The organism is Candidatus Pantoea formicae (assembly GCF_011752625.1).
GTDB classification, from domain to species: Bacteria; Pseudomonadota; Gammaproteobacteria; order Enterobacterales; family Enterobacteriaceae; genus Pantoea; species Pantoea formicae.
The window spans coordinates 455,190-478,802 of record NZ_VWXD01000004.1 but is presented as its reverse complement, the minus strand read 5'-3'; the positions used below and the strand labels follow the sequence as shown (position 1 = coordinate 478,802).

Genomic DNA, 23,613 nt, shown 5'->3' with positions numbered 1-23,613 from the left:
CGCCGCTACCCATTAATCGGCTACTGTGACGTCGTCGGCGCTGCCGCCTGGGCTTCCGGGAATTCTTGGATCGTGACAGGCAACATCATTTTCTGTTCGTTACGTAATACCTGTACCTGAATCACTGAACCTGGGCGTATTTCTGCCACCTGGTCCATGGTTTCCTGTGCCGACAGCGCAGGTTTACCATTTACCTGCAACAGTACATCATTGGCCTGAATACCCGCTCTGTCCGCCGGACCGCCGGGTGAGACCTCACTGACAATAATGCCCTGCACGCGATCAAGATTGCTGCCTTGACCATGCAGTGGGGGCAACTCACGCCCGGTAATGCCAATATAGCCACGAATGACCCGGCCATCACGAATCAGCTTATCCATGATTTTGGTTGCCAGCGCGGTAGGAATAGCGAAGCCAATCCCTTCTGGCGTTTCGCCATCATTGCTTTTATCAAACGTCAGGGTGTTGATGCCCATGAGTTCGCCGAGCGAGTTAATCAGTGCGCCACCCGAGTTACCCTGATTGATGGATGCATCGGTTTGCAGGAAGTTCTGCCTACCTGAAGAACTCAGGCCAACACGTCCAGTGGCGCTGATAATGCCCTGTGTGACGGTCTGACCCAGGTTGTAGGGGTTGCCAATCGCCATGACGACATCACCAATGTGGGCAATGCGTTTGGCGTTGATAGGAATGACGGGCAGGTTAGTGGCACTGATTTTCAGCACGGCAAGGTCTGTCATCGCATCTGAACCCACTAACGTGGCTTCGAAGAAACGACCATCCTGCAACGCGACGATAATCTGATCGGCATTGTTGATGACGTGCTTATTGGTAAGGATGTAGCCTTTCACGTTCATGATCACGCCAGAGCCCAGCGTGGTGATACCGCGATTGTTGTTGCCATGGGCGCTGCGGTTATACACGTTAACCACCGCAGGCACAGCACGACGCACCCCCTGATTGAAGCTCACGGGTGATTCATTATCGCTGTCATCATGATCAAAGGTGACGTTGCTGCCCATACGCAGCGCAGGAATCGCAACAAGCAGCAGGCCCGCTACGATCAAGCCCATCACCACAGAACGCAAAAGTTTAAGAAACATGGTGTTATTTCAGGAAAGGTGGGATCGCAGGGCAGAATAACATGAGAAAGGCGGACAAACACCTGCTTGTCCGCCAGTTGCGAGGATTATCGCATAAGCAGGTAAATGCTCTCGTCACCACGCACAACATTCAGTGCCAGCACCGGTGGTTTACCTTCCAGCGCTTTACGCATTTCAGCCAGTGAGGTCACGCGATCGCGGTTCACACCGACAATCACATCATCTTTCTGCAAGCCAGCTTGCTCAGCCGGGGTGCCTTTTTCGATGGCATCGACTTTTACGCCTTTATCGCCGCTCTTAGCCGCGCCATCGCTCAGCGTTGCACCTTGTAACGCCGGAGACATCAACTGAGCACTCGCGGTCGTCTGCGCACTCTGTTCCAGCGTGACGGTCACGGTAACCGGTTTGCCTTCACGCAGCAGACCAATTTTCACCTGCTGGCCCGGCGGGGTGGTGCCCACTTTCACGCGCAGTTCGGCAAAGCTGGTGATCGCTTTGTCATTAATGGAGGTGATGATATCGCCCGCTTTGATGCCCGCTTTCTGCGCCGCCGAGTTAGGCAGTACTTCAGAAACAAAGGCTCCACGCTGCGCATCGACATTAAACGCTTTGGCAATATCGGCCGTCATTTCCGTGCCTTTAATGCCAAGCTGCCCGCGCTTCACTTCGCCAGACTGAATCAGCTGCTGAGCGAGGTTGATGGCCATGTTGCTTGGGATGGCAAAGCCGATACCGATGTTGCCACCGCTGGACGCCAGAATCGCGGTGTTGATGCCAATCAGCTCACCATTCAGGTTCACCAAAGCACCACCGGAGTTTCCACGGTTAATGGCTGCATCGGTTTGGATAAAGTTTTCCAGACCTTCCAGATTCAAGCCACTGCGGCCGAGGGCCGAAATAATGCCCGAGGTGGCGGTTTGGCCCAAACCAAATGGGTTGCCGATAGCCACGGCAAAATCACCGACTTTGAGTGAGTCAGAATCGGCGATTTTTATCTGCGTCAGGTTTTTTGCCCCTTCCACTTGAATCAGGGCGATATCGGTTTGCTCATCGTGACCGATCAGTTTGGCATCATATTCATTGCCATCGCTGAGCTGGACGCTAATTTTGTCTGCGCCATTCACCACGTGATTGTTGGTGAGAACATAGCCTTTGGCGGCATCAATGATTACGCCTGAACCCAAGCCTTCAAACGGCTGCGGTTGGGATTGTCCCGGTGCCTGGCCGAAGAAGCGTTTCAGTGGCTCAGGAATGTCCTGAGCTTGCTGACCGCTGTCAGTGCCTTCTACATGCACGCTGACCACTGCGGGCAGCACTTTTTCCAGCATCGGTGCCAGACTCGGCAGCGCTTGTCCCTGAACCTGTGCAGGCAACGTGGCCATTGCGCCTGGCGCGGCGGCCAGACCCATTCCAATGCTCAAGGCTAATGCGCTTAACAGTCTTGCTTGTTTTTTCATTGCCAACGCTCTCGCTGCGAAAGGAGTATAAAAAGTGTGACAGTAGTTTGGAGTAACTGTTCGAAAACAAAAAGGGCACAGCTCAGCTGTGCCCCAAAAGGATTATTTACGCGGTGTGCGATCGCTGCCGCGCAGCAAACCAGATGCACCATCCGAGTAATCACGCGGGATTTGCACCGGTGCCTGATCGTTATCCGCTTCGGCTTCCGTCAGTTGATAAGCAAACGGATTTTTCTCGCCTGGCAGATTTGGTAGCAGGTCATTCGACCCTTTCGCCATGTGCTGATACAGCTGGCGGTAATCATGCGCCATGTTGTCCAGCAGTTCTGCACTGCGAGCAAAGTGGTTGGTGAGCTCTTCGCGATAATCTGCCAGCTCAGCCTTCGATTTTTCCAGTTCATACTGCATGCTACGCTGCTCACGCAGTTTCTTGTTGCCAAAACGCATCACTACCGCGCCGACAATAATGCCAATCACTAAACCAATCAGCCCGTATTCCCAGGTCATAATGACTCCCGTGTAATTTCCGTTGCTTCGTAGGGCATTGCTTCTGTTTCCACTTCAATAGCAGCCACTATACCCAATAATCCTATGGAAGTGGAACTCTCAGGCTGCATCGCTTACTGTAGTGCGGCCTAATTTTCGACAACCGACCCGTGAATCGGACTTTTTTCAGGGATTCTGAGAGAACCATGCAAACCTCATCTCCGCTTGCCCGCTATGAGCAGGCGCTATCACAGGGCGAGTTTCGCCCGGATGACGTACAACGCGAAGCCATTACCCGCTTAGATGCTATCCAACAAGGATTGATTGCGCGTAAGCCAGCGCCAGAGCCTGCCGCAAAAGGGCTGTTTGGCCGTTTATCGAAGCTGATGACCAAAGAGAAAAGCAGCAGTGAGACGCCGGTGCGCGGCCTTTACATGTGGGGCGGTGTTGGACGCGGTAAAACCTGGGTGATGGATCTGTTTTTTCAGTCTATTCCTGGCGACCGCAAGATGCGTCTGCACTTCCACCGTTTTATGTTGCGCGTCCATGAAGAGCTGACGCAATTGCAAGGGCATAGCGATCCGTTGCTGATTGTGGCCGATCGCTTTAAAGCGGAAACCGATATTCTTTGTTTCGATGAATTCTTTGTTTCCGATATCACTGACGCGATGCTGCTGGGCACCTTGATGGAAGCGCTGTTCGCAAGAGGTATCTCACTGGTGGCGACGTCCAACATCCCGCCGGATGACTTGTACCGTAACGGCTTGCAGCGCCCGCGCTTCCTGCCGGCCATTGAGCAGATTAAACGCCATTGTGATGTGATGAACGTGGATGCGGGTATCGATTATCGCCTACGTACGCTGACCTCCGCGCATCTGTGGAATTTCCCGCTCAATGATGCCACGCATGCCGAAATGGAGCGCATGTTCCGCGCGCTCTCGGGTAAGCCACGTGAAGATGCTCCGGTGTTGGACATTAACCATCGCGAGATGCCGACGCTGGGTGTGAACGAAGGTGTGCTGGCGATTGATTTCCTCACGCTATGCGGAACAGGGCGCAGCCAGCATGACTATATTGAGCTGTCGCGTCGTTTTCACAGCGTCTTGCTGTACGACGTGCCAGTGATGATTTACAAGACAGAAGATCAGGCTCGCCGTTTCCTGGCGTTAGTTGATGAGTTCTACGAACGCCACGTTAAACTGGTGGTCGCTGCGGAAACCTCACTGTTTGAAATTTATCAGGGCACGCGCCTGAAGTTTGAATATCAGCGCTGCTTGTCGCGTTTGCAGGAGATGCAGAGTGAAGAGTATTTGCGTCTGCCTCATCTGCCCTGATAGCGGGGTAGAAATCGCAGGATTTAGACGCAAAAAAGTTCGATCTTTGGGTTCGACTTCTCTATAATCTTGCGACCCCACGTTACAGCATCGGTTTTCTTTCCCAGAATTCGATGTGATCCGGTAACTCACTTGAAGGGGTGGCTTGCTGGGCAAAATGGTCGTGTGAGCCTCATTCGTTTACTTAGCGTTTGGGATTTCACCAACGTGTAACTTTTTATTTGGGTAAGCTTTTCAATGAAAACTTTTACAGCTAAACCAGAAACCGTACAGCGTGACTGGTATGTTGTTGACGCAACGGGCAAAACCTTGGGTCGCCTGGCGACTGAACTGGCGCGCCGTCTGCGTGGTAAGCACAAAGCGGAATACACTCCGCACGTTGATACCGGTGATTACATCATCGTTCTGAACGCTGAGAAAGTTGCTGTAACCGGCAACAAGCGTACTGACAAGATTTACTATCACCACACTGGCCACATCGGTGGTATCAAGCAAGCGACCTTTGCAGAGATGATCGAGCGCCGTCCTGAGCGTGTGATTGAAATCGCGGTTAAAGGCATGCTGCCGAAAGGCCCACTGGGTCGTGCTATGTACCGTAAACTGAAAGTTTACGCAGGCAACGAGCACACTCACGCGGCGCAGCAACCGCAAGTTCTTGACATTTAATCGGGATTATAGGCAATGGCTGAAACTCAAAACTACGGCACTGGTCGCCGCAAAAGCTCTGCCGCTCGCGTCTTCATCAAGCCGGGTAGCGGTAACATCGTAATTAACCAGCGCTCACTGGAGCAATACTTCGGTCGCGAGACTGCACGCATGGTCGTGCGTCAGCCTCTGGAACTGGTTGATATGGTTGGTAAATTTGACCTGTACATCACTGTTAAAGGTGGTGGTATTTCTGGTCAGGCTGGTGCGATCCGTCACGGTATCACACGCGCTCTGATGGAATACGACGAGTCTCTGCGTCCTGAACTGCGTAAAGCGGGCTTCGTTACCCGTGACGCACGTGAAGTTGAACGTAAGAAAGTCGGCCTGCGTAAAGCACGTCGTCGTCCGCAGTTCTCTAAGCGTTAATTGTTGCTGCCTTTGGCAGAAACATTTGGCTCAAAAAACCCGCTTCGGCGGGTTTTTTCTTTTCTGGATTCACGATTTCTAACGCTAAAAACGCGAGCTTTACCCGCATTTTGCCCGCAAAAGCGTTTCCCCGCCCCACAAGCTGCTTAAAATCTGGTAAACTCACTGACACTTTGCGCCCGCAAGCCGGATCGTTATGCGCGTTTTTCCTGTCAGGATGGCCGGAGAATGTGATGAACGCTGGCTGTGTGCGAATCTAATGAGCAGGTGAGTCGCCGCGTGGTTGGCTATTCGCAGTATCTTTTTGTGAACAAACTTGGAGGTTTTCATGGCTGTCGCTGCCAACAAACGTTCGGTAATGACGCTGTTTTCTGGTCCGACTGACATTTTTAGCCATCAAGTACGCATCGTACTGGCTGAAAAGGGCGTCAGCGTGGAGATCGAGCAGGTTGAAACGGATAACCTGCCGCAGGATCTGATTGACCTCAACCCGTATCGTACTGTGCCAACGCTGGTCGACCGTGAACTGACGCTGTATGAATCACGCATCATCATGGAATACCTGGATGAGCGTTTCCCACACCCACCGCTGATGCCAGTTTATCCGGTTGCGCGTGGTGAAAGCCGTCTGATGATGCACCGCATCGAGCAGGATTGGTACACGCTGATGCGTGCTATCGAAACCGGTAACAACGCTGAAGCCGACGCGGCACGCAAGCAACTGCGTGAAGAGCTGCTGGCGATTGCCCCGCTGTTCTCTCGCACGCCGTTCTTCATGAGCGAAGAGTTCAGCCTGGTCGATTGCTACCTGGCACCGCTGCTGTGGCGCCTGCCGCAAATGGGCGTTGAACTGGTGGGTGCTGGTTCTAAAGAGCTGAAAGGCTACATGACGCGCGTATTTGAACGTGACTCTTTCCTCGCTTCATTAACGGAAGCGGAACGTGAAATGCGCCTGCAAGCCCGGGGCTAATGTATGGAAATGTCGCAACTAACGGCTCGTCGTCCGTATCTGCTGCGTGCGTTTTATGACTGGCTGCTCGACAACCAGTTAACGCCGCATCTGGTGGTCGACATCAATCTGCCTGGTGTGCAGGTGCCGCTGGAGTATGCGCGTGATGGACAGATCGTTCTGAACATTGCGCCACGCGCTGTCGGTAACCTCGACCTTGCCAATGACGAAGTGCGTTTTAATGCGCGCTTCGGTGGTGTGCCGCGCCAGGTTTCTGTGCCAATGGCTGCGGTTCTCGCCATCTATGCACGTGAAAACGGTGCAGGTACCATGTTCGAACCGGAACCGGCTTACGAGTTGGCAACGGATGAGCAGGAAGGCCAGGAAGAGACGATGATGTCTGTGATTGATGGCGATCGTCCGGACGATGCGGCTGATAACGATCACTCACCGGATGATGAACCGCCACCGCGTGGTGGGCGTCCTTCATTGCGTGTCGTGAAGTAAATCGAGCGCAATAAAAAACGGGCCAATTGGCCCGTTTTTTTATGGATGCATTTCTCAATAATGGCGCGATTGATCGCGCATTTGGACCACTGCATTGCTGTTAGATGGCGCGATACAGCAGATGTTAAAAAGGAAGCTCATCAGCTTCCTTTTTATGGGTCTTAGTAGACGTCACGCAGATAGCGTTTATCTTTCTTCAACTGGTCGATGTAAGCCGCTGCACGTTCACTGGAGAGGCCACCGAACTGGCGGACCACTTCATACAGCGCAGAGTCGACATCCTTCGCCATGCGAGAGGCATCACCACAGACGTAGAAGTAAGCACCTTCCTGCAGCCAGGCATACAGCTCAGCGCCTTTCTCCAGCATACGGTTCTGCACGTAAATCTTCTCTTCCTGGTCACGTGAGAATGCCAGGTCAAGTTGAGTCAGCAGGCCGCTTTGCTGCCAGCCAGCCAGCTCATCTTCGTAGATGTAATCATGTTCCTGATGCTGATCGCCAAAGAACAGCCAGTTCTTACCTTCAGCGCCCGTTGACTGACGTTCCTGCAAGAACGCACGGAACGGTGCAATACCGGTGCCTGGGCCAACCATGATCAACGGAGCATTGCCGTTAGCCGGCACGCGGAACGCTTTGTTCGGCGAAATAAAGATCGCTGGCTTCTCGCCACGGCGCACGCGCTCGGCCAGATAGGTGGAGCAGACGCCTTTACGCTCACGGCCACCGCTGTGGTAGCGCACGGAAGCAATCGTCAGGTGCACCTGATTCGGATGCGTTTTGGAGCTGGAGGAGATGGAGTACGCACGGTGTTGCAGCGGGCGCAGCATCGCCACGAACTCTGGCACAGACAGAGTGCGCTTCAGCTCAAGCTGCAGCAGATCCAGCGTGTCTTTGCCCCACAGCCAGTTAGCCAGAGTGTCTTTATCGTCGTGCTGCAATACGTGCAGCAGTTCCTGGTTGGCAGTGTGCTGGCCTACCCACTCAATCAGCTTACGCGATGGCTCGGAGATCTCAAACTGATAGGTCAGCAGATCGCCGAGGTTACGATCAAAGCTTGGCACCGGAGTTTCGTAGTCCGCTTTCAGTTCGCTCAACAGCAGGCTGACCAGCTCAGCATCATTCACGGGGATAACACCCAGCGCATCACCGGCTTCATATTTCAGGCCGCTGTCGGTCAAATCGAATTCGAAGTGACGGATATCTTTCGCCGAAGACTCACCTGACAGGCGTTTATTGGTTGCCAACGCCGCTGCGTAAGGGTTTTGCTTGTTGCTGCCAGGGATGACAGGGGCTTCTGGCGCGCTCTCTAATACGGTACCGCTGCTGCCGGCACTGGCGGCAAACTGTGGCATCGCGTCACCAATCCATGCGCTGGAAGGCTCTTCAAAATCGATATCGCAGTCGATGCGGTCAAAGACGCGTTTTGCACCCAGCTGTTCCAGACGCATATCAAAGAATTTACCGGCTTGGCAGAAGCCATCGTAACCGGTATCACCAATCGCCAGGATGGCAAAGTGCATCTGCTCCAGGCGTGGCGCGGTGCTGGCAGAGAGTGCCTGCCAGAACAGCTGTGCGTTGTCCGGCATTTCGCCTTCACCGTAGGTGGAGGTGACAATCAGCACATGACGCATGGTCGCGAACACGTCCAGGTCCACTTCACCCAGAGCCTGAACCACAGGCACCAAGCCTTTGGCTCGTGCCGCTTTAGCCGCGGTTTGTGCCAGCGCTTCTGCGTTGCCGGTTTGTGAACCGAACAGAATGTGCAGCTGAGTATTGGTGGTGCCACCGGCGGCAGGTGCCGTCTGCTTATCTTCTAATACCAACAGGCGCGAGTGGAGACCGGCGAGAAAACCCGCCAGCCAGTATTTCTGTTCGCCGTTAAATGGCGCATCTTCAGGAATGTAAGGAATCTTCATGGATATCTGTACTCAAACCCGTTTCGTGATGTTCAGTCAATATACACACATTCATTGGTGCTGCTATCAGGAAAGTTTCCCGACAGCAGCGGCGATTTCTGGCAGTGCAGCACGCGCAAACAGCTCTTCGAAATCAGGCAGATGGCCGAGCACCTCGCGGTTACGGGCATCCTGATAAATGATCCAGCCATAAGTTGCCAGGCTGTCCATCGAGCGAATGTTGCGTTGCGTCAGTGCCGCTTTGTAATCGGACATACGTTTTGCCGCGATCAGGCTAGCCAATTCGTCATCGCTGTAGCTTTCAATCGCTGAACGAGCATGACGTTGCAGTTTGCTCACCAGCGCGAAGTCTTCCGTCATCAGCAAATTGCGTACCGCTTTTTCAACCGCAGGGTCTTCAACGGCGGTGCCTTTTGGCAGTTTGCCGAGTGCAAGCTGCTGCGCAAAGCTCAGTACGGTGTAGTTATTCAGCAGAACGAACATCTCCAGCGTATCTGTCGCACCGTAAGCCGGTACTGCACCATTGGCGATGGTTTTGCCGGTGCGCCATGCTGCCTTGAATTTGGCAACCTGATGCGCAGCCAGTGATGTTGACAGTTCTTCCAGCAAATCCTTACGTGATTTCGCTTTCAAGATCTCGCCGCCGTCTTGATACAGCAGCAGCGAACGCGGCATCACGTAGACAAAGTGGTGGCACTCAGTTTCCCAATTCTCCAGCAGCCAGGCTGCGCGCGGCGAGTTGGTGGCTTCCAGATGCCAGTTCAACATGCTCAGCACCGCTTGCTTGTGAACCTGGGCCAATTCATCTTCGTCGGCGATAGAACCGAACAGCACGGAATCCCCCGCTGCGTGTCCTGCCAGTGCACCATACGGGTCATACTGGTAAGCGAAACCACCGCTCATGCCATTGCCGAAGCCTTTACCAAAGGTGCCGAGGTTCAGAATCGCACCGTTAGTCATATATTCGCAGCAGAAATCGCCGACACCTTCGACAACGGCCGTTGCGCCGGAGTTACGTACCGCGAAACGGTCACCCGCCTGGCCCTGTACGAACAAACGGCCACCGGTTGCACCAAACAGCGCGAAGTTACCGATCAGCACGTTGCCGTCGCTGTCTTGTGCGCCGCCGCCCGGTGACATGACCACCAATTCGCCACCGCATTGACCTTTGCCCACACCGTCGTTACAGGTGCCGTAGTGCTTCATCTGCATACCATCGTTGCAGAAGGCACCGAATGACTGACCGGCAGAACCGCTGGTGTGGATATTTACGGTGCGTGGTGCCAGGTAATGGCGACCGCGATCGTCTTTAAATACCGCTGGCAATGCTGCACGTTGTTCAGCAGACAGTTCGTGGTTGAGCATACGCTCGATGTCGATGGCCAATTGGCCGCCTACGCTCTTGTTACGGTTGTTCAGGGTAATGCCTGCGCCGAGTGCGATATCGCGGCTCGCCTGGTCGATCAACTGCGTTTTCAGCTCTTCAACCCAGCCATTATCCAGTTCGAAATCTTTTTCCAGATAGACAGGCTTAGCGATCTTTTGCTCTGGTACCACGGTCAACATCGCACGCAGGTCCAGCTTGCCGACTTCCAGTGGGTGATCCATCAGGTGCAGCAGGTCAGAGCGGCCACGGGCTTCGCGCAGTGAACGCAGGCCGAGACGTGCGAGGAATTCACGCACTTCTTGCGCCACGTTAACGAAGTACTGCGCCAGCTGACGCGGATCGCCATCAAAGGCTTCGGCGTTGGTGGTTAAACCGGCCGGGCATTTAACGTTACAGTTTTTCGCCATCACGCATTTCAGCATCATCAGCGCGGTGGTGCCGAACTCGAAGCTGTCGCCACCGAGCAGGGCTGACTTGATCACATCGCTACCCGTTTGCTGCGCGCCAGAGCAACGGAGCTGAACTTTGTCACGCAGACCATTGGCACACAGTGCCTGGTGTACTTCAGCGATGCCAATCTCGGCAACACGACCGGTGTATTTCAAGCTGGTGACGGAAGCCGCACCAGTACCGCCGGTGTTACCTGCCACGTTAATCACGTCAGCACCGGCTTTTGCCACGCCGACCGCGATAGTACCGATACCTTCAGAAGACACCAGTTTCACGATGACGCGCACACGTGCGGCTTTACAGTCGTGGATCAGCTGCGCCAAATCTTCGATAGAGTAGGTATCGTGGTGCGGTGGGGGAGAAACCAACTCAACACCTGGCGTACCGCCACGCGCTGCGGCGATCTCCACGGTCACTTTCGGTGCAGGCAGCTGTCCGCCTTCACCTGGCTTCGCACCTTGACCAATTTTGATCTCCAGCTCTTCCAGCATTGGGTCGGCCAGATAAGCCGCCCACACGCCGAAACGACCGGATGCCAGCTGCTTGATACGTGACGCGCGGATGGTGCCGTGACGTGAATAGTGTTCACCACCTTCACCACAGTTACTCATCCCGCCGACCATGTTGGTGCCGTGCGCCACGGCTTCGTGTGCAGGGGCAACCAAGGCACCGTGGCTCATCGCACCTGAGGCGAAAGTACGGGTGATTTCGTGCGCCGGTTGAATCTCTTCCAGCGGCAGCGAAGGCGGAGCGGTAAAGATCAGTGACAGGTAATCTGCCGCTTTACCGTAAGCGGTGATGTGCAATACACCGCCTGCGACACTGCTGCTTTCGATATCGTCACCGAAGCGGGTTTTCAGCGCACGTGACAAGGCTTCCAGGCGTTCATCTTCTGGCTTAAGGCCGGCAATCGAGTCAATCAAACGCAGTTCAAACTGGTTCAGGCTGCCATTGACGGCTTCACACTTCAGGCCACGCGTGGCGAAACCATTGTTGACCAGCGAATAGCGGCCCAATTTGCGACCAAACTCCGCTTCACTGTCAACGTGGGTCAAATCACATGGCAGCGCGAGAATATCACGCAGAGCCGCTGGACGACGTTTACGCTCCGTATGCATCAGGCTGGAGAACTGACGGTAATCCGGCGTGATCGCCAGCGTATCAATCACCTCGTTCGGGATGCGTTCGAAGCTGCTGTCTTTAAAGGCTTCAGCTTTGATATTGAAAGCATTATCCAGTTTGGCCAGCGTCATCAGACGGATAAAGTTGTCCTCTTCGCGCGCTTTATCAGCGAAGCGAATTGGCTGCTCGGTCATGTCGATAAAGGTACGTACGGCAATGGTACCGTAGGAGTGGCCGGCACCTTCCGCACGCTCTTTGAACAGACCCAGCAACGGCACTTCAGCCTCGCCCTGAATTTTCAGTGCGCTCTGGTGCCAGTCAACCGCCATCTGAGCGATCGCCGGGAAGCCTGCGCCACCCACTGGCGTTTTGATATTCGGGAAATACTTCTTCAGTACCGGATCTTCGGTATCAAGGAAGTTAGGTTCGAAGAACTCACCACAGCTGTAGCTCTCTACGGTACAGAGACCCACTTTACCCATGGTTTTCATCAGGGCTTTTTCTGCGGCTTTGGCATAGCGTTTGAAGGCTTTGTTACCTTCTTCACCTTCGCCAAACTTCTCTTCCGCACGCATCTGCACGCCCAGCGGGTAAACCGCAGACGCACCAAAGCCCAAGGTTGCAGCGATGTGGTGTGAAGAGATGCTCTGGCCGCTTTCGACGACTAAAGAGACATCCAGACGCAGACCTTCCTGCACCAGACGTTGGTTAATCGCTGAAACCATCAGCAGCATCGGAATGGCAGCGTGAGTAGAGGAGATGTGGCGGTCAGTGATGACCGCGATGCCGCCTTGCTGGCGCGCAAAATCCACCACCTGTTGCGCCAAATCATCAATGGCGTTTTCCAGCGCTTTGGCATTAGCCGCACGGCTGACGATATCTTTGCCGATGACCGGCTCGTATAACATCTCAAAGCGCGCGTAAGGTGCCACGTTCTGCTCACGCAGACGCAACATATCAAGGTGCGTCAGGATCGGGGTCGGCACGATAACCTGCTGACCTTTACTGCGGCCCAAGTGCGGTTTAGCACCCAGCGCCACGCGCAGCGTCATGCCATCCGCTTCACGGATGGAGTCCAGTGGCGGGTTGGTGACTTGAGCAAAACGTTGTGAGAAGTAGTGCGCCATGCCGCCTTCGTGGTCGGACAGGCCGTTGATGGCGTTGCCGTAACCCATTGCCGAGATTTTCTCAGCGCCGGTTTGCAGCATCGGGTCCATCATGAATTTGAAGCTTTCTTGGTTGTAGTAGTACGCCACAAAACGCTGATAGGTTTTGAGGTCGCCACGATAGCGCAGCGGTGAACCTAGCTTCTCTGCCTGAATTTCTGGCAGATCTTGCAGGTCAACACGGGCCGCGCTCAGCAGAGAAAGATAATCTTTCTCTGCTGCCAGTTTTTCCAGCGCTTCCACCGTGGTGTAAGAGCGTTTTTCTTTGTGATCGTAATACAGCATGCCGCCCGCTTCGATACGGCCACGACGCAAGACACTTTCCGGTGGGAAGGCAATCTGGCCGGCTTCCGACATCGCACCGATGTACTCGGCGGTTTCTACGGAACGCAGCGGACGCAGACCCAGGCGGTCAAGACGCGCACCGATCACTTCACCGTTACCAAAGATCAACGCTGCTGGGCCATCGTTCTTCTCTTCATAAAGAGAGAAGTACTCCAGCATGGCGCGCACTTCATTCGACAGCGAGGTGTCGTTTTCCCAGGCTGGCGGCATCATGGAAACCACGGCGTTGATCAGGTCGAGATTATCTTCCATCAAGCGGCTGTGGATGCTCTGGTCAAGACGTGAGCTGTCAGACTGGCCTTTAGGACGCACGATTTTCTTACCGCGCGCCAGCATCAGCGCCGCTTCAGCGATGCGGTTCTTACGGTCGGTATTCAATTCACCATTGTGCGCCATCAGACGGAACGGCTGTGCCATGGTGGTGTGTGGATCGGTGTTGGTCGAGAAGCGGGTATGGAAGAACAGCCCACGCACCTGATGGTCCACATCGGTCAAATCTTTGAAGTACGGAATGACTTCATTTGAGTTCAGGCGTGCTTTGAATACCTGAGTACGAGAAGAGAGCGACAGCGGATAGAGACCGCCGAATTCGCTTTCTGTAAAGGCACGCGCTTCGATATCCAGCAGCGCACGATAGATGTGACGCTCGAATTCGATCTGTTCGGTGACATCCTGTGGTGCCGCAAAGATCCACTGCACAATCGGCAGTTGGAACTGCAGGGCAGCTGGACGCGTCACGCTGCCGTCCAACGGCATATCGCGCTTCATCAGCACAGGGAAGTTATGTGCAGCCAAGGTCTCTTCCACCAGACGCTCTGCGTTTGCACGCAGCTCTGCATCTTTTGGCACAAAGAAGTTACCCACGCCAAAGCGACCGGCTTCCAGCGGTTGGCCCGTCACTTTACGGAAGAAGTTTAAAGAAAGGTCGACGTTGACACCTGCGCCATCGCCCACGCCCTCAGCAGACATGCCGCCACGGTGCGGTACTGTGCATAGCGCGCTGTGCGCCATCTGCAGGATCTCATGGGTCTGCTCGCCGTCCTTACGGGTAATAAACCCAACACCACAGCTATCACTTCCTGCTGAGGGATCATACAAACCATAGGGATGAGGTTTTTGAGTGGACATTGAGGGTCTCCTTAAACTGCTTTTGACATTACCTGCATTATTTCAAGCACAGAGCACTGGCTGCGTGCTGTATCAAATTCGTTTTCGCCGCGCTAAACGCGGACGTCGCAATACCGAGCAAAGGCTCTCAAGAGATAAATTTCACGTCCTTGATAAGCTGCTCTTACTTCCGGTCTCTTACGGGAGATAACTTGCATCCAGAGGGAGTTTCTTGCTGCATAGATATGCCGAGACACAGTCCCGACTGGAAAGCATCCAGCGGAATTCCAACTTATCGGGAAAGCGAACTCAGGTCAAATAGCCAGCTTTATTGCGGTTAATGGGCTTTTTTGCGGTTTAAATATATGATTATGAACAATTTATTACGTAAATAACTGTCAATCTGAGGATTCTGATTCCCCTATGAAGTGTGAGCCGTCTCACTGTGAGGTGGGCCTCATATATCCAAACAATGCTGAATAACCGGACTCTATCAGCATAAAATTCTGTTGGCGCCGTTTCATGCACAGCATGTATCTGTTTTTCTTATGGCGTCATATTTGAATCAAAATAGGTCTGTCATTAGTAAAATTAATCAGCATTGACGTGATTAAAATAGCACTAAAGTTGAATGGATATGCAATAAAGAAACGCAACCATTAGGCTAAATGGCTGCCAGAACGCTGAATAGCACGGGATGTCATGAAAGGGCCGCAAAAGCGCGGCCCTCCAGATTATTCAGTTGGCAGAATTAGTCAAGCGCTTTAGGCATATAGAGGCGAACGTCGGCGAAATAGTCTTGTGATGCACCATAATGAGGCAAACCCGCGCGACTCTACGCGGTGAAGCGGCGCAGTGCGACGATAATTACGCTATCATGGGGCAGATTTCGTTCAGGGAGCTCGACATGAAGCAGATTCGTCTTTTAGCGCAGTACTACGTTGATCTGATGGTCAAATTGGGGCTGGTGCGTTTTTCACTGCTGTTGGCCTCGGCACTGGTGGTGCTGGCGATGGTGGTGCAGATGGCAGTCACTATGGTGTTGCGCGGGCATGTAGAAAGCATTGACGTCGTACGTTCGATATTTTTCGGTCTGTTGATTACGCCTTGGGCGGTCTATTTTCTCTCCGTGGTGGTCGATCAATTAGAAGAGTCGCGTCAGCGGCTGTCGAAGCTGGTGGATAAACTGGAGGAGATGCGTACCCGCGACCTCGAGCTCAACCAGCAGATGAAGGAAACCATCGCTCAGCTTAATCAGGAGATTAATGACCGTATAAAAGCGGAGCAGGCGCGCGAACAGGTGATGGATAAGCTACGCGAAGAGATGGCGCGTCGTGAACAGGCGCAGATCGAGCTGGAGCAACAATCTTCCTTCCTGCGCTCTTTCCTCGATGCCTCCCCGGATTTGGTCTTCTACCGCAACATCGACAAACAGTTCTCGGGCTGTAACCGCGCCATGGAATTGCTGACCGGCATGAGCGAGAAACAGCTGATTGGTCTAACACCCCGCGATATCTACGATGAGGATGCCGCAACCAAAGTGCTGGAAACCGACGAGAAGGTGTTCCGCCACAACGTCTCGCTGACTTATGAACAGTGGCTGCAATATCCCGATGGACGTAAAGCCTGTTTTGAAATCCGCAAAGTGCCTTATTACGATCGCGTAGGCAAACGCAGTGGACTGATGGGCTTTGGACGCGATATTACCGAGCGTAAGCGCTATCAGGACGCGTTAGAGAACGCCAGCCGTGAAAAGACCACCTTTATTTCGACCATCAGCCACGAGCTTCGCACGCCGCTGAATGGCATTGTTGGCTTGAGTCGTATTCTGCTGGATACCGATCTTAACCAGGAACAGCTGAAGTACCTTAAAACCATTCACGTCTCCGCTATCACGTTGGGCAATATTTTCAATGATGTGATTGAAGTGGACAAAATCGAGCGTCGCAAAGTGCAACTGGATAACCAACCGCTCGATTTCACTGGTTTCCTGGCGGATCTCGAAAACCTGTCAGGTCTGCTGGCGCAGCCGAAGGGTCTGAAGTTTGTGATGGCACCGGAACTGCCATTGCCGCATATGATTTCGGCGGATGGGACACGTTTGCGTCAGATCCTGTGGAACCTGATCGGCAACGCAGTGAAATTCACCCAGCAGGGTGAAATCGTCGTACGTGTGGATTATCACGAGGACGAAACGCTGCACTTCGAAGTGCAGGACTCGGGGATGGGTATCCCACAGGATGAGCAGGATAAGATCTTCGCGATGTATTACCAGGTGAAAGATCAGCAGGGCGGAAAACCGGCAACGGGGACCGGGATTGGATTGGCGGTTTCACGCCGGTTGGCACAGGCGATGGGTGGCGATATCAGCGTCCGTAGCGCGCCGGGGCAGGGTTCGTGTTTCACCGTGGAGATTAAAGCTCCTCGCGTGGCGGACGAAGTTGAAGATGAGAATCTTGATGACAACATGCCGTTACCGGCGCTGCACGTGCTGCTGGTCGAAGATATCGAACTGAACGTTATCGTCGCCCGTTCCGTACTGGAGAAACTGGGATGCAGCGTAGAAGTGGCGATGACCGGCAGCGAGGCGCTGGCCATGTTTGACCCACAAGAGTTCGATCTGGTACTGCTTGATATCCAACTGCCGGATATGACTGGGCTGGATGTGTCGCGAGCCATCCATCAGCAGCATGCGGGTGTCACATTACCGCCGCTGGTGGCACTGACGGCCAACGTGCTGAAGGATAAAAAAGAGTATCTCGATGCGGGCATGGATGATGTGCTGAGCAAACCACTGGCTGTGCCGGCGCTGACTGCCATTATCAAAAAGTTCTGGGATTACCAGAGCGAAACCGCAGAGTCCATCCTGCCCACCTCATCAGAGCACTCCCGCACGCTGCTCGATGTGGAGATGCTGGAGCAGTACATTGAATTGGTCGGTCCAGGCTTAATTAAGCAAAGCCTGACGATGTTTGAGCAGATGATGCCGGGCTATCTCGAGGTACTGGATTCCAACATGATGGCGCGCGATCAGAAAGGCATTGCGGAAGAAGGGCATAAGATTAAAGGGGCCGCAGGCTCTGTAGGTCTGCTACATTTGCAGAAGCTGGCGAAACAGATTCAGTCACCGGAACTCCCCGCATGGTGGGACAACGTGCAGGAGTGGATCGACGAATTAAAACATGAGTGGCAGCATGAAGTTAACGTGTTACGCGAATGGGTAGCTGAGCGGGAAAAATCGTAGGATGCCAGAAAAAAATGACCCCAGTCGAAACTGGGGTGCGCGAATACTGCGCCAACACCAGGGAAATGGGTACTGCTGCTATCGTTTGAGTTCGAATGAACCAGCAACAGTTTGGTATTGGTTAACGCTTCAAAATCACCTTAACAAATTCGCCAACGCTTGTGACAAGATTCATTAAATTGTGTGATGTTGAGCAGCGTTTAAATACAGAAAACATTAATTTGATGACACAGTCAAGCAAGGAATTAATTTCTTTGCCGTATTGCACTATTTTTGACCAATTGTTCTGCTTTTTGCCTGGATTTCCTTCAGGCAGAAGCCGGAAACGTCGGCGGCCAGGGGTTAAAATCTGATTCCGCTAAAAAATCGCAGTTAAGTAAGCTTAACATGCTGATATTAGTGAGTAATTAAGCTGTTAAGTGCAGGTTATCCAAAACGTTTTGGAAACCCTCTGCAGAAAGTTCCAGATCAAGGTTTAGCGCGGTAATGTAAACCAAAGTCGTGACGAAATACTTTACCATGGAAGGGGGCAATCAGGGGATGGCTGATGCGATTTCAGCCATGTTTTTCAGAATCGCCTCGTTTTTCAATGAGCATCTTCAAATGCTTTGAAAGTTTATTGTTAAATAATATGAAAGTTTAAGTGTGACATTAATCACATTGAGTGAAGTATCCGTAGGTAAAGATTCTGATAAGTTTTTCACCATGGAACCGATTCCTTAATAGTGGAAGTGCTTGATGTGATTGGCTCTAATAGAGGAACGATGATTGCGCAGGCAATGATTTTTCGATTTCCTGGCGGGCGATAAGCGATAAAGTTTCGGTTTGAATCGCACATATATGAATTCATGACCTGAGTGATTGATTAATCCAGGGAACAGGTAAGAGAACATTGCATGAGTAAGAGTAAAGGGAAACTGGGGCAGCGCATTAAAGTGCTGGTGGCGAAAGTGCTGCTGGCGTGGCTCGGCATCTGGCTGGCAGGCATTGTTATTTTTGCTTTTATACCCGTGCCATTTTCAGCCGTCATGGTTGAACGCCAGCTTGGTGCTTGGTTAAGCGGCCGCTTTGACTATGTGGCCCATTCTGATTGGGTGGGCATGGATGACATCTCACCCTGGATGGCCCTGGCGGTGATTGCCTCCGAAGATCAAAAATTCCCAGAGCATTGGGGCTTCGATGTCGATGCGATCCAGCAGGTTCTGGATAATGATGGAACTGAACGTATGCGAGGCGCTTCAACGCTGTCGCAGCAGACGGCTAAGAATTTGTTTTTATGGGATGGCCGCAGTTGGGTTCGCAAGGGCTTAGAAGCGGGGCTGACTGTGGGGATTGAAACTGTCTGGACTAAGCGGCGTATTTTGACGGTGTATCTCAATATCGCGGAGTTTGGGAATGGCGTGTTTGGCGTAGAAGAGGCCTCGCAGCGCTACTTCCACAAACCGGCCAGTCGCCTGACTATGTCAGAAGCCGCGCTGCTGGCGGCGGTCTTGCCTAATCCGATCCGCTTCCGCGCGGATGCGCCTTCAGGCTATGTCCGCATGCGACAGCAGTGGATCATGCGGCAGATGCGGCAGTTAGGGGGCGAGGGTTTTCTGGCGCGCTATAAGCTGCACTAACGCGCGCGGTTAATCTTCGTCAAAACCGGCTTCAAACAGCTCGATGACGGCTGCCAGTGCCTGCACTTCCTGCGGGCCGCTGGCTTCAATCTCGATATGGCCACCTTTCGCTGAGTCGAGCATCAGCAGTGCAATCACGCTGCTGGCTTCAGCCTCCGTGCCCGCTTCATTACGCAACAGGACTTCTGCATCAAAACTCTGGACTAACTCGAACAGTTTCATTGCCGGGCGGGCGTGCATACCCAGTTTGTTACGAATCTCAACGGTTTGCTTCACGGTCATGATTTGCGTTTTTCCAGAGTACGGTGACGAGACTGCACATTTTTGCCACGTGAGCGGAAGTAATCTGCCAGCTGTTCTGCGATATACACAGAACGATGTTTACCACCGGTACAGCCTATCGCGACGGTCAGGTAGCTACGGTTGTTGGTCTCCAGCATCGGCAGCCACAATTCCAGATAACTGCGCGTCTGGTAGATGAAGTTATGGACTTCAGTATGGCGATCAAGGAACGCGGCGACGGGTCTATCCAGACCGGTCATCGGGCGTAGCTTAGGATCCCAATGCGGGTTAGGTAGGAAGCGAACATCGAACACGTAGTCAGCATCAATTGGGATACCATGTTTGAAACCAAAAGATTCAAACACCATGGTCAATTCACGTTCGCGCTTACCCAACAAACGCGTGCGCAGCATCTCTGCCAGCTCGTGAACCGACATCTCGGACGTATCGATAATCAGATCGGCACGTGAGCGCAGTGGCTCCAGCAGATCGTTCTCTTCATCAATGGCACTTTCCAGCGACAAATTCTTACTGGAGAGTGGGTGCAGGCGGCGTGTGTCACTGTAACGGCGGATCAGCGTATTGCGATCGGCATCCAGGAACAGCAACTGCGGTGAGAACGAATCGGGCAGATTGTTCAATGCAGTCTCAAACACTTCCGGTGACTCAGGCATGTTGCGCACATCAATGCTGACAGCCGCTGAGATATTGCGCTCCGTTAAGGTGTTCGCCAACTCCGGTAGCAGCACTACCGGCAGGTTATCAACACAGTAAAACCCCATGTCCTCCAGGGCACGCAGTGCAACTGACTTTCCTGAGCCTGACCGACCGCTAACGATCATCAGCACCATCACATTTCTCCCGTTTTAAATCGGCGATTGCGCCGATAAAAGTGTCTGTCGCTTAAGAGTGTTCTTCCTGAGCTTCTGTGATGATGGCATAGAGTTCTTCATCACTCTGTGCTGCACGCAAACGACGGCAAACGGTTTTATCCGCCAGGCGTTTTGCTACCAACGACAGCGTATGCAAATGGGTTTTACACTGGTCAGCAGGAACCAGTAGCGCAAACAGCAGGTCAACCGGCTGGTTATCCACCGCATCAAAGGCGATCGGCTGATCGAGGCTGATAAACACACCCACGGCACGCAGCGTATCTTCCTCCAGCTTGCCATGAGGGATAGCAATGCCGTTACCAATGCCGGTACTGCCCATACGCTCTCGGGTCAGGATAGCTTCAAAAAGCGTCTGGTGAGGCAGATTGAGCTGCTTCGCTGCCAGCTCGCTGATAATTTCCAGCGCGCGTTTTTTACTCTGGCAGTGTACGCCGCTACGGGTACAGTCCAGTGAGAGGACCGCGCTCAATTCCAGTGTCAGATCGTTGTTCATCATCGTTTCACTTGCGAGTTCACATAGCCGCAAGGTTAACGCCATTCCTGAGGAAATAGCGAGGCCCCTGTTGGCGCTTGCGCAGATGACAAAACGGGGCGGTTGACCCGCCCCATTTGTGCTCTGAGTGCCAAACCGGTTGGCACTCTGCAAGCATGAAGGTTAGTGTTTGTTCAGTTTGTCTTTGTGTTTGGTCAGTTGACGGGATAGCTTGTCAATTAACCCGTCGATGGCCGCGTACATGTCTTCCGCTTCCGATGTGGCGTGCAGCTCCCCGCCGTTGACGTGCAGTGTTGCGTCCGCAACCTGCGTTACCTTCTCCACTTTCAGAACAATATAAACCTGATTGATACGATCAAAGTAGTGTTCCAGTTTGGCAAATTTGCTATTTACAAATTCACGCAGTGGTTCGGTTATCTCAACATTAAGTCCGGTGAGGTTTAGCTGCATAGGTCTTCCTTCTTCATTCGGTCAAATCAGCTGTTTACGCTGATTCGATGGCGGTATAGATAAAGACTCGCGATATTTAGCAACGGTACGGCGCGCCACCATGATGCCCTGATCGGATAACATGGAGGTGAGTTTGCTGTCGCTCAAGGGTTTTGCGGGATTTTCCGCAGAGATCAATTTTTTCACCAATGCACGAATCGCCGTAGAGGAGGCTTCGCCACCCCCTTCGGTGTTGACGTGGCTGGAGAAAAAATATTTAAGTTCAAAAATGCCGCGCGGGCTGTGTAGATACTTTTGGGTGGTCACGCGGGATATGGTGGATTCATGCATATCGACAGCCTGCGCGATATCTGCCAGCACCATGGGCCGCATATACTCCTCACCCTGTTCAAAGAACGCCTGCTGCTGTTCAACAATGCAGCGTGTGACTTTGAGCAGTGTGTCATTGCGGCTCTCGAGGCTTTTGATCAGCCACTTGGCTTCCTGCAAATTGCTGCGAATGAACTGGCTGTCACTGTCGTTGCGTGCAGAACCACCCATAGCAGCATAGTGCTGGTTGATTTTCAGGCGGGGAAGACTGTCTGAGTTCAGCTCAACGGTCCAGCGGGTACCAATTTTGCGTACTAACACATCAGGAATGACATATTCCGGTTCGCCGGTATTCACCGATTGGCCTGGGCGCGGATCGAGCGACTGAATCAGCAGCATCGCTTCTTTCAACACATCTTCTTTCAGCCGTGTGACGCGCATCAGGCTGCGGAAGTCGTGATTGGCCAGCAGATCAAGATGTTCACTGACAATAAGGCGCGCTTCAGCCAGCATCGGCGCATCGGCGGCATATTGTGACAGCTGGACTAGCAGGCAATCACGCAGGTCACGCGCGCCGACACCCACCGGATCGAAGCGCTGCACCCGCTTCAACACCGCTTCAACTTCTTCCAGTGTCAGCTCTTCATCACCGATGCTGTCGCAAATGTCTTGTACCGACACCGTGAGATAACCGGTGTCATCGATGGCATCAACAATCGAGGTGGCGATAGCGCGGTCGGTATCCGTAAACGGCGTGAGCTCCACTTGCCACATCAGGTAGTCCTGCAGCGACTGGGTGGTTTCGCCCTGATAAACCGGCAGCTCATCATCCTGGTAATCGGTACCCGTGCCAGAAGGCGTACCCGCGGTGTAGATTTCATCCCAGGTGGCGTCGAGTGGAAGTTCCTCGGGCATATCTTTCTGTTCGAGGGCTTCACGTGTGTCTAACGAATCACTCTCCTGATGCTCACGTGAATCGACTTCTTCATGCAGATCGGTTTGCTCAAGCAGCGGATTGCTTTCCAGCGCCAGTTGCAGTTCCTGCTGGAGTTCAAGCGTAGAGAGTTGCAGCAGACGAATGGCCTGCTGCAACTGTGGGGTCATCGCCAGCTGTTGGCTGAACCTGAGTTGCAAACCTTGCTTCATAATCCGGCTAGAATGTCCTGAGCAATTATCGGGTATCCAGACACCTTATCAGAGTCTGAACTCTTCACCCAAATAAACACGCTTAACCTGCTCATCTGCAAGAATTTCGTCAGGCGTTCCATGCGCTATCAGATGGCCCTGGCTAACGATATAAGCACGTTCGCACACGGCAAGGGTTTCACGCACGTTGTGGTCGGTAATCAGCACGCCGAGGCCGCTATCACGCAGGTGTTCGATGATTTTCTTGATATCGATAACGGAGATCGGGTCAACACCGGCGAAAGGCTCATCCAGCAGGATAAATTTTGGATTGGCAGCCAGCGCACGCGCAATTTCCACACGGCGACGTTCACCTCCGGAGAGTGCCTGTCCCATGCTGTCGCGCAGATGTTCGATGTGGAACTCCTCCATCAGCTCATTGGCGCGATCCTGACGCTGTTCTTCCGTTAAATCGTCGCGAATTTGCAGCACTGCCATGAGATTGTCAAAGACGCTCAGGCGGCGGAAGATGGAAGCTTCCTGCGGCAGATAACCAATGCCGCGACGGGCGCGTGCGTGCAGCGGCAGAATACTGATGTCTTCATCATCAATCACGATACGGCCCGCATCACGCGGCACAATACCGACCACCATGTAAAAGGTGGTGGTTTTACCGGCACCGTTCGGGCCAAGCAGGCCGACAATCTCGCCAGATTTTACCTGCAGGCTAACATCTTCTACCACGCGGCGGCCTTTGTAGGCTTTCGCCAGGTTTTCAGCGATTAGTGTAGCCAT

Annotated in this window: 19 protein-coding genes; 7 read left to right on the top strand and 12 right to left on the bottom strand. The window is 53.2% G+C overall.

Translation table 11 applies throughout. From position 1 onward, the window contains the following. Positions 1 to 20: 20 nt before the first annotated feature. The 3 genes from degS to zapG form a co-directional block, all read right to left on the bottom strand. Positions 21 to 1,103: an outer membrane-stress sensor serine endopeptidase DegS gene (degS, locus tag F3J38_RS14800; RefSeq protein ID WP_167139569.1), complete on the bottom strand. Its 1,083-nt coding sequence runs from the start codon at positions 1,101 to 1,103 to the stop codon at positions 21 to 23. Positions 1,104 to 1,189: 86 nt separating this feature from the next. Further along, positions 1,190 to 2,560, bottom strand: coding sequence for a serine endoprotease DegQ (gene degQ / locus F3J38_RS14795; protein ID WP_167139567.1), 1,371 nt, complete (start codon positions 2,558 to 2,560; stop codon positions 1,190 to 1,192). A gap of 102 nt (positions 2,561 to 2,662) precedes the next feature. Continuing rightward, positions 2,663 to 3,067 carry a Z-ring associated protein ZapG gene (zapG, locus tag F3J38_RS14790; RefSeq protein ID WP_039327442.1) on the bottom strand — a complete coding sequence of 135 codons (405 nt, stop codon included), beginning with the start codon at positions 3,065 to 3,067 and terminating at the stop codon, positions 2,663 to 2,665. A gap of 185 nt (positions 3,068 to 3,252) precedes the next feature. On the opposite strand from zapG, the gene zapE reads away from it, so the two are divergent. The 3 genes from zapE to rpsI all read left to right on the top strand — a co-directional run bounded on the left by zapE (position 3,253) and on the right by rpsI (position 5,454). Beyond that, a complete protein-coding gene (gene zapE / locus F3J38_RS14785) occupies positions 3,253 to 4,380 on the top strand; it encodes a cell division protein ZapE (RefSeq protein WP_167139565.1) in 1,128 nt (375 codons plus the stop codon). A 237-nt stretch (positions 4,381 to 4,617) separates the two neighbouring features. Further along, positions 4,618 to 5,046 carry a 50S ribosomal protein L13 gene (rplM, locus tag F3J38_RS14780; protein WP_034826650.1) on the top strand — a complete coding sequence of 143 codons (429 nt, stop codon included), beginning with the start codon at positions 4,618 to 4,620 and terminating at the stop codon, positions 5,044 to 5,046. Positions 5,047 to 5,061: 15 nt separating this feature from the next. After that, complete coding sequence (gene rpsI / locus F3J38_RS14775) at positions 5,062 to 5,454, top strand: 30S ribosomal protein S9 (RefSeq protein ID WP_034826648.1); 393 nt, start codon at positions 5,062 to 5,064, stop codon at positions 5,452 to 5,454. Here rpsI and F3J38_RS14770 read toward each other — a convergent pair. Next, entirely contained in the window at positions 5,444 to 5,620 is a 177-nt protein-coding gene (locus tag F3J38_RS14770) for a hypothetical protein (RefSeq protein ID WP_167139563.1), read from the bottom strand. The two genes, rpsI and F3J38_RS14770, sit on opposite strands and share 11 nt — an antisense overlap. Positions 5,621 to 5,782: 162 nt before the next feature. Between F3J38_RS14770 and sspA the strand changes: the two genes are divergently transcribed. Continuing rightward, a complete protein-coding gene (gene sspA, locus F3J38_RS14765) occupies positions 5,783 to 6,424 on the top strand; it encodes a stringent starvation protein SspA (protein WP_034826645.1) in 642 nt (213 codons plus the stop codon). Positions 6,425 to 6,427: 3 nt separating this feature from the next. Further along, a complete protein-coding gene (gene sspB, locus F3J38_RS14760) occupies positions 6,428 to 6,910 on the top strand; it encodes a ClpXP protease specificity-enhancing factor (RefSeq protein WP_167139561.1) in 483 nt (160 codons plus the stop codon). Positions 6,911 to 7,071: 161 nt separating this feature from the next. On the opposite strand, the gene F3J38_RS14755 is transcribed toward sspB, so the two are convergent. Together F3J38_RS14755 and F3J38_RS14750 are read right to left on the bottom strand one after the other, a co-directional pair. Then, positions 7,072 to 8,826: a sulfite reductase subunit alpha gene (locus F3J38_RS14755; RefSeq protein WP_167139559.1), complete on the bottom strand. Its 1,755-nt coding sequence runs from the start codon at positions 8,824 to 8,826 to the stop codon at positions 7,072 to 7,074. 66 nt (positions 8,827 to 8,892) lie between these two features. Continuing rightward, positions 8,893 to 14,424, bottom strand: coding sequence for a glutamate synthase-related protein (locus F3J38_RS14750; RefSeq protein ID WP_167139557.1), 5,532 nt, complete (start codon positions 14,422 to 14,424; stop codon positions 8,893 to 8,895). 886 nt (positions 14,425 to 15,310) lie between these two features. Here F3J38_RS14750 and arcB point away from each other — a divergent pair. Continuing rightward, a complete protein-coding gene (gene arcB / locus F3J38_RS14745) occupies positions 15,311 to 17,647 on the top strand; it encodes an aerobic respiration two-component sensor histidine kinase ArcB (protein WP_167139555.1) in 2,337 nt (778 codons plus the stop codon). Between the two features lie 896 nt (positions 17,648 to 18,543). Beyond that, positions 18,544 to 19,266, top strand: a complete 723-nt coding sequence (gene mtgA / locus F3J38_RS14740) for a monofunctional biosynthetic peptidoglycan transglycosylase (RefSeq protein ID WP_167139553.1) — start codon at positions 18,544 to 18,546, stop codon at positions 19,264 to 19,266. A gap of 9 nt (positions 19,267 to 19,275) precedes the next feature. Here the strand turns inward: mtgA and npr are convergent, their stop codons facing one another. The 6 genes from npr to lptB form a co-directional block, all read right to left on the bottom strand. Further along, positions 19,276 to 19,548, bottom strand: a complete 273-nt coding sequence (gene npr, locus F3J38_RS14735; protein WP_084934318.1) for a PTS phosphocarrier protein NPr — start codon at positions 19,546 to 19,548, stop codon at positions 19,276 to 19,278. Further along, positions 19,545 to 20,399, bottom strand: a complete 855-nt coding sequence (rapZ, locus tag F3J38_RS14730) for an RNase adapter RapZ (protein ID WP_084934317.1) — start codon at positions 20,397 to 20,399, stop codon at positions 19,545 to 19,547. Before rapZ ends, npr begins: the two co-directional genes overlap by 4 nt. Positions 20,400 to 20,451: 52 nt before the next feature. Next, positions 20,452 to 20,934 carry a PTS IIA-like nitrogen regulatory protein PtsN gene (gene ptsN, locus F3J38_RS14725; RefSeq protein WP_205298271.1) on the bottom strand — a complete coding sequence of 161 codons (483 nt, stop codon included), beginning with the start codon at positions 20,932 to 20,934 and terminating at the stop codon, positions 20,452 to 20,454. A gap of 162 nt (positions 20,935 to 21,096) precedes the next feature. Further along, on the bottom strand, positions 21,097 to 21,384 hold the full coding sequence (hpf, locus tag F3J38_RS14720) for a ribosome hibernation promoting factor (protein ID WP_167139549.1): 288 nt from the start codon (positions 21,382 to 21,384) through the stop codon (positions 21,097 to 21,099). 21 nt (positions 21,385 to 21,405) lie between these two features. After that, positions 21,406 to 22,839 (bottom strand): RNA polymerase factor sigma-54, encoded by a 1,434-nt coding sequence (gene rpoN / locus F3J38_RS14715; RefSeq protein WP_167139547.1) that lies wholly within the window; start codon positions 22,837 to 22,839, stop codon positions 21,406 to 21,408. Between the two features lie 48 nt (positions 22,840 to 22,887). Continuing rightward, positions 22,888 to 23,613, bottom strand: coding sequence for an LPS export ABC transporter ATP-binding protein (gene lptB, locus F3J38_RS14710; RefSeq protein ID WP_084934314.1), 726 nt, complete (start codon positions 23,611 to 23,613; stop codon positions 22,888 to 22,890).

Coding starts and splice junctions, on each gene's coding strand:
- degS (WP_167139569.1), bottom strand. CDS start 1,103: ATGTTTCTTAAACTTTTGCGTTCTGTGGTGATGGGCTTGATCGTAGCG.
- degQ (WP_167139567.1), bottom strand. CDS start 2,560: ATGAAAAAACAAGCAAGACTGTTAAGCGCATTAGCCTTGAGCATTGGA.
- zapG (WP_039327442.1), bottom strand. CDS start 3,067: ATGACCTGGGAATACGGGCTGATTGGTTTAGTGATTGGCATTATTGTC.
- zapE (WP_167139565.1), top strand. CDS start 3,253: ATGCAAACCTCATCTCCGCTTGCCCGCTATGAGCAGGCGCTATCACAG.
- rplM (WP_034826650.1), top strand. CDS start 4,618: ATGAAAACTTTTACAGCTAAACCAGAAACCGTACAGCGTGACTGGTAT.
- rpsI (WP_034826648.1), top strand. CDS start 5,062: ATGGCTGAAACTCAAAACTACGGCACTGGTCGCCGCAAAAGCTCTGCC.
- sspA (WP_034826645.1), top strand. CDS start 5,783: ATGGCTGTCGCTGCCAACAAACGTTCGGTAATGACGCTGTTTTCTGGT.
- sspB (WP_167139561.1), top strand. CDS start 6,428: ATGGAAATGTCGCAACTAACGGCTCGTCGTCCGTATCTGCTGCGTGCG.
- F3J38_RS14755 (WP_167139559.1), bottom strand. CDS start 8,826: ATGAAGATTCCTTACATTCCTGAAGATGCGCCATTTAACGGCGAACAG.
- F3J38_RS14750 (WP_167139557.1), bottom strand. CDS start 14,424: ATGTCCACTCAAAAACCTCATCCCTATGGTTTGTATGATCCCTCAGCA.
- arcB (WP_167139555.1), top strand. CDS start 15,311: ATGAAGCAGATTCGTCTTTTAGCGCAGTACTACGTTGATCTGATGGTC.
- mtgA (WP_167139553.1), top strand. CDS start 18,544: ATGAGTAAGAGTAAAGGGAAACTGGGGCAGCGCATTAAAGTGCTGGTG.
- npr (WP_084934318.1), bottom strand. CDS start 19,548: ATGACCGTGAAGCAAACCGTTGAGATTCGTAACAAACTGGGTATGCAC.
- rapZ (WP_084934317.1), bottom strand. CDS start 20,399: ATGGTGCTGATGATCGTTAGCGGTCGGTCAGGCTCAGGAAAGTCAGTT.
- ptsN (WP_205298271.1), bottom strand. CDS start 20,934: ATGAACAACGATCTGACACTGGAATTGAGCGCGGTCCTCTCACTGGAC.
- hpf (WP_167139549.1), bottom strand. CDS start 21,384: ATGCAGCTAAACCTCACCGGACTTAATGTTGAGATAACCGAACCACTG.
- rpoN (WP_167139547.1), bottom strand. CDS start 22,839: ATGAAGCAAGGTTTGCAACTCAGGTTCAGCCAACAGCTGGCGATGACC.
- lptB (WP_084934314.1), bottom strand. CDS start 23,613: ATGGCTACACTAATCGCTGAAAACCTGGCGAAAGCCTACAAAGGCCGC.